7 protein-coding genes are annotated in these 12,120 nt (G+C 65.5%); 5 read left to right on the plus strand and 2 right to left on the minus strand.

Going from position 1 to position 12,120, the window contains the following annotated elements; all coding sequences use genetic code 11:
- Positions 1 to 447 precede the first annotated feature (447 nt).
- The 5 genes from O0K41_RS15020 to O0K41_RS15040 all read left to right on the plus strand — a co-directional run bounded on the left by O0K41_RS15020 (position 448) and on the right by O0K41_RS15040 (position 9,285).
- Complete coding sequence (locus tag O0K41_RS15020; RefSeq protein ID WP_049449865.1) at positions 448 to 1,833, plus strand: NAD-dependent succinate-semialdehyde dehydrogenase; 1,386 nt, start codon at positions 448 to 450, stop codon at positions 1,831 to 1,833.
- Positions 1,834 to 1,896: 63 nt separating this feature from the next.
- On the plus strand, positions 1,897 to 3,537 hold the full coding sequence (locus O0K41_RS15025; RefSeq protein WP_099605333.1) for an acetolactate synthase large subunit: 1,641 nt from the start codon (positions 1,897 to 1,899) through the stop codon (positions 3,535 to 3,537).
- 166 nt (positions 3,538 to 3,703) lie between these two features.
- The gene (lysS, locus tag O0K41_RS15030; protein WP_108270023.1) at positions 3,704 to 5,215 is read left to right on the plus strand and encodes a lysine--tRNA ligase; all 1,512 of its coding nucleotides are present in this window, start codon (positions 3,704 to 3,706) and stop codon (positions 5,213 to 5,215) included.
- Between the two features lie 205 nt (positions 5,216 to 5,420).
- Positions 5,421 to 6,560, plus strand: a complete 1,140-nt coding sequence (locus tag O0K41_RS15035; RefSeq protein WP_005409495.1) for a two-component system response regulator — start codon at positions 5,421 to 5,423, stop codon at positions 6,558 to 6,560.
- Between the two features lies 1 nt (position 6,561).
- Positions 6,562 to 9,285: a response regulator gene (locus O0K41_RS15040; protein ID WP_308304525.1), complete on the plus strand. Its 2,724-nt coding sequence runs from the start codon at positions 6,562 to 6,564 to the stop codon at positions 9,283 to 9,285.
- Between the two features lie 12 nt (positions 9,286 to 9,297).
- Here the strand turns inward: O0K41_RS15040 and O0K41_RS15045 are convergent, their stop codons facing one another.
- Positions 9,298 to 10,167, minus strand: a complete 870-nt coding sequence (locus O0K41_RS15045; protein WP_164223000.1) for a crotonase/enoyl-CoA hydratase family protein — start codon at positions 10,165 to 10,167, stop codon at positions 9,298 to 9,300.
- 200 nt (positions 10,168 to 10,367) lie between these two features.
- Positions 10,368 to 12,044, minus strand: a complete 1,677-nt coding sequence (locus O0K41_RS15050; RefSeq protein WP_012480081.1) for a long-chain fatty acid--CoA ligase — start codon at positions 12,042 to 12,044, stop codon at positions 10,368 to 10,370.
- Positions 12,045 to 12,120: the final 76 nt, after the last annotated feature.

Below are 12,120 nucleotides of genomic sequence, written 5' to 3' on the forward strand. Positions count from 1 at the left end.
GGTAGGTGTCGACCTTGGTCGACACATCTGTCAGATATCGAATGAGTCATCCACGCATGGCGTGGATCTACTGTGTCGACCAAGGTCGACACCCACCAACAGCAACGCAGAGCGCCGTCCCGACAGATCGCGGAAATCTGTCGAAGGCGGGGTGGGTCCGGTTGAGGGGGCGTGAGCCGCATGGATGCGGCGATCGAGCTTACATGGACGTACTTGCAGCGCCCCCCTCAACCGGACCCACCCCGCCAACCCACGGAATGCCAGCTTCTGCCGTTGACGTTGCTCTGGCTTCGGCGGGTGCAGGGCGCAGCCCTGCCGAAAACCCCATTCAGGCAGGTAAGTGCGGGTCACAGGATAAGCAGACGCCTTGTTGCCTCCGCCATTCGGGTCCACATTCCTGTGCAGGAGACGGGCCACCGCCCGTTGTCGAGACAACAGGAGCCCTGCATGTCCGCTGCCCCCACCACCGCCATTTCCCGCGATCCGGCCACTGGCCAGCAGATCGCCAGCCATCCCTTCGCCACCGACGCCGAGCTGGAAACAATCCTGGATCGCGGCCAGGTCGGCTTTGCGGCCTGGAGCGTCAAGAGCCTCGAACAGCGCGCAGACGTACTGCGTGCGATGGCCGCGGTACTACGCCGTGACCGTGAAAAGCTGGCCGCGCTGGCTACCGCCGAAATGGGCAAGGTCCAGGCCGAAGCGCTGGCCGAAATCGAGAAGTGTGCTGTGCTGTGCGACTGGTACGCCGACAACGGTGCGCAGTTCCTGCGCGACGAACCGACCCAGGTGCCCGACGACAAGGCTTACGTGTCCTACCTGCCGCTGGGCGTGGTGCTGGGCATCATGCCGTGGAACTTCCCGTACTGGCAGGTGATGCGCGCGGCGGTGCCGATCCTGATGGGCGGCAACGGCTTCCTGCTGAAGCCGGCCGAGAACATCGTCGGTACCGCGCAGCTGCTCGACGCCGCCTGGCGCGATGCCGGCTTGCCGGAGGGCACCTTCATCGCGGCCAACATCAGCCGCGAGGGCACCAGCCGCGCGATCGCCGATGACCGCATCGCCGCGGTGACCCTGACCGGCAGTGTGGCCGCCGGCCGCAGCATTGCTGCCCAGGCCGGGCAGGCGCTGAAGAAGGTGGTGCTGGAACTGGGCGGTTCCGATCCGTTCATCGTCCTGGCCGATGCCGATCTTGATGCGGCCGTCGATGCGGCGGTGGCCTCGCGCTTCCAGAACACCGGGCAGGTCTGCATCGCCGGCAAGCGCATCATCGTTGAAGACGCGGTATACGACCGTTTCGTGGCGCAGTTCTGCCAGAAGGCGCAGGCGCTGACCATCGGCGATGGTCGTGAAGCGGGTAATCGCATTGGCCCGATGGCACGCCAGGACCTGCTGGAACAGCTGGATGCGCAGGTACGCGCCTCGGTGGAAGCGGGCGCGAAGCTGCTGGTCGGTGGCCATCAGCTGGATCGCCCGGGCGCGTTCTACGCACCCACCGTGCTGGCCGACGTGGAGCCGGGCATGCAGGCCTTCGATACCGAGACCTTCGGTCCGGTGGCCTCGATCAGCCGCGCTCGTGATGCCGACCATGCGGTGGAGCTGGCCAACCAGAGCGAGTTCGGTCTCAGCGGCAACCTGTGGACCGGCGACCGCGCCCGTGCGATGCAGCTGGCGCGCCGGCTGCAGACCGGCGGCGTGTTCGTCAACGGCTTCTCTGCTTCCGACCCGCGCGTGCCGATCGGCGGCGTGAAGAAGAGCGGCTTTGGCCGCGAACTCTCGCACTTCGGCGTCCGCGAATTCGTCAACGCGCAGACGGTATGGTTCGACAAGCGTTGACGCGCAGCTTCCATCCTTCCTGCAACGATCCATCACCAGTCCAGCGAAAAGGACGGCATTCCAATGTCCAAGGGTTCAGATCTGCTTGTCGCCGCGCTTGAGAACGAAGGCGTCGAGCGCATTTTCGGCATTCCCGGCGAAGAGAATCTCGACGTGGTCGAGTCGCTGCGCCATTCCAGCATCGAGCTGGTCATCACCCGCCACGAACAGGCGGCGGTGTTCATGGCAGCCACCTATGGCCGCCTGACCGGCAAGCCCGGCGTGTGCCTGGCCACGCTCGGCCCGGGCGCGCTCAACTTCACCACGGGCGCGGCCTATGCGCTGCTCGGTGCATGGCCGGTCATCATGATCACCGGCCAGAAGGGCATCGTTGCCAGCAAGCAGGCGCGCTTCCAGATCGTCGACATCGTCAGCACCATGAAGCCGCTGACCAAGCAGGCGCGGCAGATCGTCTCGGCGCGCACCATCCCGACCATCGTCCGCGAGGCGTTCCGCACGGCGCTGGAAGAGCGGCCCGGTCCGGTGCTGCTGGAGCTGCCCGAGGACATTGCGGCTGATGAGGTCGGGGACGTGGCGCTGATTCCGCCGCATGCGGTGGATCGTCCCATTGCCAGTCCGGAGGCGCTGGACCGCGCGGCGGAGATCATCCGCAATGCCAAGCGACCGTTGCTGATGATCGCTTCGGCGGCGTCGCGGCCGCAGTCCAGCGAGGCGCTGTCGGCGTTCGTGCTGCGAGCCGGCATCCCGTTTTTCACCACGCAGATGGGCAAGGGCGCGGTGGCCGGTGGTTCGGGCCTGTACATGGGCACCGCGGCGCTGACCGAGCGCGACTACGTGCACATGGCCATCGACCAGGCTGATGTGATCGTGACCATCGGCCATGAGGTCACCGAGAAGCCGCCGTTCGTGATGCGCCCGGGTGGGCCGACCGTGATCCATATCGGCTATTCGCAGGCGGCGGTGGAGCAGGTGTACTTCCCGCAGGTGGAAGTGATCGGCGATATCGGCCGCTCGCTGACCCAGCTGGCCGACCGCATCGAAGGCGCGGTGCCGAACGCCGATGCGCTGCTGCCGTTGCGCGCGACCATCCTGGAGCACCTGGCCGCCCGTGCCGAGGAGGCCGGCTTCACTCCTCAGCGGCTGGTGCATGACGTGCGCCAGGTGATGCCGCCGGACGGCATCGTGGCGCTGGACAACGGCATGTACAAGATCTGGTTTGCGCGTAACTACCGCACCCAGGTGGCCAACACGCTGCTGCTGGACAACGCGCTGGCGACCATGGGTGCGGGCCTGCCGTCGGCGATCATGGCCTCGATCCTGTATCCGCAGCGGCGGGTGCTGGCGGTGTGCGGTGATGGCGGATTCATGATGAACAGCCAGGAGCTGGAGACCGCGCGCCGGCTGGGCCTGAACCTGGTGGTGCTGATCCTCAACGACGGCGCCTACGGGATGATCCGCTGGAAGCAGGCGGTGGATGGCTTCACCGACTACGGCATGACCTTCAGCAATCCCGATTTCGTCAAGTACGCCGAGGCCTATGGCTGCAAGGGGCATGAGGTGACCGCCATCGAGCAGTTCATCCCGACACTGGAGGCGGCGTTCAACGAGGGAGGCGTGCACCTGGTGTCGGTGCCGGTGGATTACTCGGAAAACCAGCGGGTGCTGGTGGACGAGCTGCGGCAGGCCTTCCCGGGGAACGGCTGAGGTAGCGCCGGGCCACGCCCGGCGGATTCGTGCGCCGACCGACCGCCGGGCATGGCCCGGCGCTACCGGGCGCTGCCGGGGCCGGGGCGGGGCGGTTTTGGTATGCTGGGCAACCGGCTGTGCCGGGTGCAACATCCCCCCCTCACTACACGATTCCCGCAGATCCATGAGCGAAGCTACCGATACCCCCCCCGTTGACGAAAACAAGTTGATCGCCGAGCGCCGCGAGAAACTCAAAACGCTGCGTGGGCAGGGCATCGCGTACCCGAACGACTTCCGTCGCGAGGACTTCGCCGGCCGCCTGCAGGAAGAGTTCGCCGATGCCGAACAGTGGACCGCCGAGGCCCTGGAAGGTAACGGCCGCCAGGTGAAGATGGCCGGCCGCCTGATGGCCAAGCGCATCATGGGCAAGGCCAGTTTCGCGCAGATCCAGGACGAGTCCGGTCGCATCCAGCTGTTCCTGCAGGGCACGGTGCTGGGCGATGCCTATACCGCCTTCAAGGGCTGGGACGTGGGCGACATCATCGCCGTCGAAGGCGGCCTGACCCGTACCAAGACCGGCGAGCTGTCGGTCAAGGCCGAATCGATCCGCCTGCTGACCAAGTCGCTGCGCCCGCTGCCGGACAAGTGGCATGGCCTGGCCGACGTCGAGCAGCGCTATCGCCAGCGTTACGTCGACCTGATCGTGACCCCGGAATCGCGCGCGGTCTTCATCAAGCGCTCGAAGATCATCCGCGCCATGCGCGCGTGGCTGGACAACCGCGACTTCCTGGAAGTCGAGACGCCGATGATGCATTACATCCCCGGCGGCGCGGCGGCCAAGCCGTTCACCACCCACCACAACGCGCTGGACCTGGACCTGTACCTGCGCGTTGCGCCGGAGCTGTACCTCAAGCGCCTGACCGTGGGTGGCCTGGAGCGCGTGTACGAGATCAACCGCAACTTCCGCAATGAAGGCGTCAGCACCCGCCACAATCCGGAATTCACCATGATGGAACTGTACGAGGCCTACGCCACGTACAACGAGATCATGGACCTGACCGAGGGTGTGATCCGTGATGTGGCCAAGGCCGTGAACGGTGGCACCGAAGTGGAATGGGACGGCGCGAAGATCGACCTGGGCCCGGCGTTCCGTCGCTGGCGCATGGATGAGGCAGTGCGCCACCACAACCCGGAAATCTCGGCCGCTGATTGCACTGACCGCGATGCGCTGCTGCGCCATTGCGAGCGCTTGAACATCCGCGTCAAGCCGTCCTACGGCTGGGGCAAGCTGTTGCTGGAAATCTTCGAGGCCACGGTCGAGCACACCCTGATCCAGCCGACCTTCATCACCGACCATCCGGTCGAGGTCTCGCCGCTGGCCCGTGCCAATGACAACGACCCGGGCTACACGGATCGCTTCGAGCTGTTCGTCAACGGCAAGGAGCTGGCCAACGGCTTCTCCGAACTGAACGACCCGGAAGACCAGGCCCAGCGCTTCCAGGCCCAGGTGGCCGCGAAAGAAGGCGGCGACGACGAGGCGATGCACTACGACGCCGACTACATCCGTGCGCTGGAGTACGGCATGGCCCCGACCGGCGGCCTCGGCATCGGCGTTGATCGCCTGGTGATGCTGCTGACCGGCAGCAGCTCGATCCGTGACGTGCTGCTGTTCCCGTACATGCGTCCGGAGCAGTAAGTCGTCTTTTTGACTCCCGTTTGTGCGCGCCGTCCCGAAATGAGACGGCGCGATTGACGCCTCCCGCGCTCGGCGTATCGTTAATGCACTACCTTGACGTCTGTTATGGCTTGATCGGCGCCAGGGGGAGTGCGCATTGTGGAGAGTCCGCTTCACAATGTGATGACGATCATGAACCGGGACGCATGACACGGGAGTCGGGCCGATGCAGGGTGCGAGCGTTCGCAGCAGCAGGGTATCCTCGCCTGCTGATGATCCAGCATGGTCGAGAAACCAGGCGGAGTACGCGTTGAACATCGTCATTGTTGACGACCAGACGTCCGCGCGGACGATGCTGCGTCACGTCATCGAAGACATCGCGCCGGAACTGAGCGTGTATGACTTCGGTGATCCGCTGACCGCATTGGCCTGGTGCGAGGCGCACCCGGTCGACCTGCTGCTGCTCGATTACCGCATGCCGGAGATGGACGGGCTGGAGTTCGCCCGTCGATTCCGGCGCCTGCCCAAGCACCGCGATATCCCGGTGATCCTGATCACCGTGGTCGGCGACGAGCCGATCCGCCAGGCGGCGCTGGAAGCGGGGGTCATCGACTTCCTGGTCAAGCCGATCCGCCCGCGCGAACTGCGCGCGCGCTGCTACAACCTGCTGCAGCTGCGCCAGCAGACCGAGAACGTGAAGCAACGTGCGTTGTCGCTGGAGCAGCGCCTGCTGGCCAGCATGCACGAGGTCGAGGAACGCGAACGCGAGACCCTGTCGCGATTGGCGCGGGCGATCGAGTTCCGTGATGCCGGCACCAGCGCCTATCTCGAACGCATGGCGCGCGTTGCGGGGCTGATCGCCGAGCAGCTTGGCCTGCCCGAAGACGACGTGCGCCTGATCGAGATGGCGGCGCCGCTGCATGACATGGGCAAGATCGCCATTCCCGACGCGGTGCTGCTCAAGCAGGGCAAGCTCAATGACGAGGAGCTGGCGATCATGCGCCGGCACCCACGCATCGGCCACGAGCTGCTGAGTGGCAGCCAGAACCGTTTCATCCAGGTGGGTGCGCTCATCGCGCTGCGCCATCACGAGCGCTATGACGGCAGCGGCTATCCCGACGGCCTGGTCGGCGAAGCGATTCCGCTGGAAGCGCGGATCGTTGCTGTCGCCGACGTCTTCGATGCGCTGATCTCGCCCCGTCCGTACAAGGAAGCATGGACCATGGAAGCCACTCTGGCTTATCTGTACGCCCAGCGTGGGCGACTGTTCGATCCGCGTTGCGTGGATGCGCTGATGCGCGGCCACCAGCAGTTGATGGATATCTGCGCCCAGCACTCGACGGCATCGACGCGACCGGGTGGGTGACATGCAGGACCTGTTCGCACGCGTGAGGCGTCGGCTGGCGCAGCGTCCGGATTCGGAACATGGCCAGGCGATCGTGCGGGTAGTGCTGATCTCGCTGATCCTGGTCTATGTTCTGTTGTCCGGCGCCCGCCTGCACCGGCTGGATCAGTACCAGGGCGCGCTGGCAACGGCGGTGACCGGGCTGGGCCTGTCGCTGCTGTTGTTCGGCTGGCTGCTGTGGAGGCCGCAGCGCTCGGACCCGCGACGGGTGGCCGGGATGCTGGCCGATTACGGACTGATCGCGATCGGCATGATCCAGATGGGTGAGCCGCTGGCGTGGGTGTATGCGGTGGTGATGTGGGTCACGGTGGGCAACGGCCTGCGTTTCGGGCCGCGTTACCTGACCGCTGCCATCGTGCTGGCGATGGTCAGTTTCGGCACTACCGTGCTGTTGACTCCCTATTGGCAGGCCAACCTGGGGCTGGCCATTTCCCTGTGGTTGGGGTTGCTGGCAGTACCGTTGTGCTGCTCCTCCCTGCTGCGCCGAAGGATGCGACATCCAACCATGGATACGATTCCCGCCGCTGGATCCGACAAGCGCTCGCTGTTGGCCCGCTTCAAGCAGCGCCTGTCCGGGCGCGAGGACAGCGAGCACGCGCAGAACCTGATCCGCATCATCGTCACGGCACTGTTCATCAGCTATCTCGGATGGCGCTCGCTGAGCGGCGGCGGTGAGGCGCTGACGGCGACGTGGCTGATCCTCGCCTTCGAGCTGACCATTTCCGCCGGCCTGCTGACCGCGATCCTGGTCAATCCGGGCGTGTCGCATGTGCGCCGGGTGATCGGCATGCTGACCGATTACACCTGCATGGCCTGGATCATGACCATCCAGGGCGAGCCGGCCGCACCGCTGTATGCGGTGATGCTGTGGGTGACGATCGGCAACGGCATGCGCTACGGCAGCACCTACCTGCGCGTGGCCACGGCCATGGGCTGCCTGGCCTTCCTGTGCACGGTGATGCTGTCGCCGTACTGGCGCGGCCACGATTATCTGGGCTGGGGCCTGCTGCTGGGCCTGGGCGCGATTCCGCTGTACTTCGATTCGCTGCTGCATGCCTTGACCCGGGCGGTGGCCGAGGCGCGGCAGGCCAACGAAGCCAAGAGCCGCTTCCTGGCCAACATGAGCCATGAGTTCCGCACGCCGTTGAACGGGCTGGCCGGCATGACCGAAGTGCTGGCCACCACCCGCCTGGACGACGAACAGCGCGAGTGCCTGAACACCATCCAGGCCTCGACCCGCAGTCTGCTGGCGCTGGTGGAAGAGGTGCTGGACATCTCCGCGATCGAAGCCGGCAAGGTGCGCGTGGAGTGGCACGAGTTCGCGCTGGCCGACGTGCTGCAGGCGATCAACCTTATCCTGACCCCGCAGACCCGCTCCAAATCGCTGGATTATCGCGTGCAGGTGGACGACAACGTGCCGCCGCGCCTGTTGGGGGATGCCGGGCATCTGCAGCAGATCCTGCTGAACCTGATGGGCAACGCGGTCAAGTTCACCGACAGTGGCTACGTACATCTGCGCGTGTCCAGCCCCGATGCGCTGGGCAGCGAGCGGATGCGCCTGCGATTCGAGATCGTCGATACCGGCATCGGCGTGCCGGTGGCGTTGCGCGGACGCCTGTTCAATGCCTTCGAGCAGGGCGATGTCGGCCTGGCCCGGCGCCATGAAGGCACCGGTCTGGGCACCGCCATTGCCAAGGGCCTGGTCGAGTCGATGGGCGGGCAGGTCGGCTATGCGCCGAACAGCCCGCGCGGCAGCGTGTTCTGGGTCGAGATCACGCTGGACGTCGCAGACACCTCATCAGCCCCGGCGGTTCCGTCCGAGGTGGCTGAAGCCGGCAATGTCATCGCGTTTTCCAACCCCTTCCTGCGCCATCGTGCACGGGTGCGGAGCCTGCGGGTTCTGGTCGCCGACGACCACGAGGCCAACCGCATGGTGCTGCAGCGGCTGCTGGAGAAGGCCGGCCACAAGGTCACCTGCGTCAACGGCGGCGCCGAAGTGCTCGATGCGCTGGAGCTGGCCAGTTATGACGCAGCGATCGTCGACCTGCACATGCCCGGCATGAGCGGACTGGATCTGCTCAAGCAGTTGCGGGTGATGCAGGCCAGCGGCATGCCTTACGTTCCGGTCATGGTGCTGAGCGCAGACGTCACCCCCGAGTCCATCCTGCGTTGCGAGCAGGCCGGCGCCCGCGCATTCCTTGCCAAGCCCGTGGTGGCCACCCGCCTGCTGGAAGTGCTGGCCGATGTCGCCGCCAACACCCGCGCCGAACCCGGCATCCAGTCGGTGCCTGCATTGCCGGTCGGCGATGGCGTGCTCGATACCGCGGTGCTGGACGAGCTGGCGTCGCTGGGCATGGGCGATGGCTTCGAACGCAAGTTCATCGACCAATGCCTGGCGGACGTCGACGCGAGCATGGGCCAGCTGCAGGGCTGCGGCGAGCGCCAGGCCTGGGAGGATTTCCGCGAGCACGCCCACGCGCTGCGCGGCGTGGCAAGCAACCTGGGGCTTGTCCAGGTTGCCGCCTCCAGTGGCGAAATCATGCGCATGGCGGACTGGCAGCTGAAGGGTGAATGGAGCTCCCGCCTCAGCAACCTGGCGACCGCTCTGCGCAACGGCAGGAATGCGTTGGCTGCCCGTAGTGCGGGGGCACCGCACCGCGACGACAGCGAGCGCAGCCCGTCCTGACCCGCCAGACGATCAGGCCGGGTCGCCATTGCGCCGGGCCTGCGCCCGTACCAGCCGATCCATGGTGCGCAGGGACTTCTCGCCGAGCTGCATCGCAGTGTCTACCCAGATCTCGGTGATCCGCATCATTTCATGCAGCGGCACCATGGTGGCGATCTCGTTGACCTCACGCATCGCCGCCCAGGCGTGCGGGATGCGTCGGCTTTCCTTGATCACCTGTTCGACTGCGGCAACACCTTCGCCCACCGGCGCCACGATGTCGACCAGGCCCATTTCCTTCAGCTGGCTGGCGGTGTAGAGGTTGCCTTCCAGCATGATCTTCTCCGCCAGCCGCGGACTGATCCGCTGGCACAGGAAGGAGTAGGCGCCCATGCCGGGGAACAGGTCGAACAGCACCTCCGGCAGGCCCATCAACACGCCTTCCTCGGCGACGATGGTGTGGCAGCTCAGTGCGGCCTCGAAGCCGCCCCCCAGTGCATTGCCCTGGACCAGGGCGATGCTGTGGGCACGGGTGCCCAGGCCGGCATGGAAGGCATGCACGCCGCGCACGCAGCGCTGGGCATAGTCGAGCAGGCGGGCGCGGTCGCCCTCGCGGATCAGGCGGCAGAACAGTTCGAGATCGCCGCCCAGGTTGAACACGTCGCTGTCCGAGGCAAGTACGACATGGGGTGACAGAGCGTGCGAGGCGCTGAGGCGATCGCCCAGTTCGCGCTGGTAGTCGACGATGTCATCGACCAGGCGTGAGGCGAAGCACGGCCGGCCTGGCTGGTTGACCAGGTTGGCGTGCATATGGATCCAGTAAACATCCCGCTCGGGTTCTTCGGTGATACGCAGGGTAGGGTGCTGCGAGGGACGGGTAATGATGGGGCGTACTGCAGACATGGGAGTTCTCCGTGTGACCGTCCGGCCAACCGCAGAGCGGACGGAGAGGAGTGAGGGGGCGAGCTGAACATGCGGCGGCGACTGATTCTATGCACCCGTCGTGAACCGCCCGCAAGCGCCGGGCCGGCCATGTTCCGCAAAAAAAACCCCCCCGCCGGCGCCGGGGGGGTCCCCTGTACTGTCGTCCCGCCCGGAAACCCTTACTGGGCGGGCGTATCACGCAGCTCGCGACGGAGAATCTTGCCGACGTTGGTCTTCGGCAGCTCCTTTCGGAATTCTACGATTCTGGGGTGCTTGTAACCGGTCAGGTTGGCCCGGGCATGTTCCTTGACCATTTCCGCGGTCAGGTTCGGGTCCTTCTTCACGATCACGACCTTCACGACCTCGCCGGACTTCTCGTCCGGGACACCGACCGCAGCCACTTCCAACACGCCGGGCATCATCGCGATGACGTCCTCGACCTCGTTCGGGTACACGTTGAAGCCGGACACCAGGATCATGTCCTTCTTGCGGTCGACGATGTAGAAGAAGCCCTGTTCGTCCATCTTCGCCATGTCGCCGGTGTGCAGCCAGCCGTCGGCGTCGATGGCGGTGGCGGTTTCCTCCGGGCGCTGCCAGTAGCCCTTCATCACCTGCGGGCCCTTGATGCACAGCTCGCCCACTTCGCCCAGCGCCAAGATGTTGCCGTTGTCGTCCTTGATGCACGCATCGGTGGACGGGATCGGCAGGCCGATGGCGCCATTGTACTCGGGCAGGGTGAGCGGGTTGATGCAGGCTGCCGGCGAGGTCTCGGTCAGGCCATAGGCTTCGACCAGGGTCACCCCGGTGACCTTCTTCCAGCGTTCGGCCACGGCACGTTGTACCGCCATGCCGCCGCCGAGGGTGAACTTGACCGAAGAAAAGTCGATCTCGTCGAAGCCGGGCGTGTTGAGCAGGCCGTTGAACAGCGTGTTGACGCCGGTGATGGCGGTGAAGCGGGTGCCCTTGAGCTCCTTGACGAAACCCTTCATGTCGCGCGGGTTGGTGATCAGGTGGTTGCAGCCACCGAACTTCATGAAGACCAGGCCGTTCGCGGTCAACGCGAAGATGTGGTACAGCGGCAAGGCAGTGATGATCACTTCCTTGCCCGGCTCGATGCCCGAGGTGGACAGCCACGCCGACGCCTGCTGCATGTTGGCAATCAGGTTGCGGTTGGTCAGCATCGCGCCCTTGGCCACGCCGGTGGTACCGCCGGTGTACTGCAGGAAGGCGATGTCGTCGTGGTCGATCTCGACCTTCGGAAGCGCGTGGCGGCTGCCCAGCTTGAGCGCCTGCCTGAAGCGGACGGCGCCCTTGATGTGGTAGTTGGGCACCATCTTCTTGACGTACTTCAGCACGAAGTTGACGATCGCGCCCTTGGCGCCGAGCAGGTCGCCCAGGCCGGTGGTGACCACGTGCTTGACCGGCGTATCGGCGATGACCTGTTCGACGGTGTCGCCGAAGTTGTCGACCACCACCAGCGCACTGACGCCCGCGTCGACCAGCTGGTGCTTGAGTTCGCGCGCGGTGTACAGCGGGTTGACGTTGACCACGGTCAGTCCGGCGCGCAGCACGCCGAAGGTGGCCACCGGGTACTGCAGGCAGTTGGGCATCATCAGGGCGACGCGGTCACCCTTCTTGAGCTTGAGCTCACCCAGCAGGTAGGCGGCGAACTGGGTGACCAGCGCATCGGTCTCACCGTAGGTGAGCACTTTGCCGAAGCTGGAGTAGGCCGGACGGTCGCGGAATTTCGCGACGGAAGCGTCGAAGACCGAAGCTACCGAATGGAACTCGTTGACGTCGATTTCGGCGGGAACGCCTTTCGGATAGCTCTGCAGCCAGGGACGATCCAGACTCATATTCCCCCTCCAGGAATCGTGATGTATTAGGTTCCGGCCCTGAGCGTAGCGACAATGGCCGTTCATTGCAGCATAC

Source organism: Stenotrophomonas sp. Sm2128, assembly GCF_030985535.1.
Classification (GTDB): domain Bacteria; phylum Pseudomonadota; class Gammaproteobacteria; order Xanthomonadales; family Xanthomonadaceae; genus Stenotrophomonas; species Stenotrophomonas maltophilia.

Bases quoted from the DNA above. Each gene is read 5' to 3' on its own strand.
- O0K41_RS15020 (WP_049449865.1), top strand. From the start codon at position 448: ATGTCCGCTGCCCCCACCACCGCCATTTCCCGCGATCCGGCCACTGGC.
- O0K41_RS15025 (WP_099605333.1), top strand. From the start codon at position 1,897: ATGTCCAAGGGTTCAGATCTGCTTGTCGCCGCGCTTGAGAACGAAGGC.
- lysS (WP_108270023.1), top strand. From the start codon at position 3,704: ATGAGCGAAGCTACCGATACCCCCCCCGTTGACGAAAACAAGTTGATC.
- O0K41_RS15035 (WP_005409495.1), top strand. From the start codon at position 5,421: ATGCAGGGTGCGAGCGTTCGCAGCAGCAGGGTATCCTCGCCTGCTGAT.
- O0K41_RS15040 (WP_308304525.1), top strand. From the start codon at position 6,562: ATGCAGGACCTGTTCGCACGCGTGAGGCGTCGGCTGGCGCAGCGTCCG.
- O0K41_RS15045 (WP_164223000.1), bottom strand. From the start codon at position 10,167: ATGTCTGCAGTACGCCCCATCATTACCCGTCCCTCGCAGCACCCTACC.
- O0K41_RS15050 (WP_012480081.1), bottom strand. From the start codon at position 12,044: ATGAGTCTGGATCGTCCCTGGCTGCAGAGCTATCCGAAAGGCGTTCCC.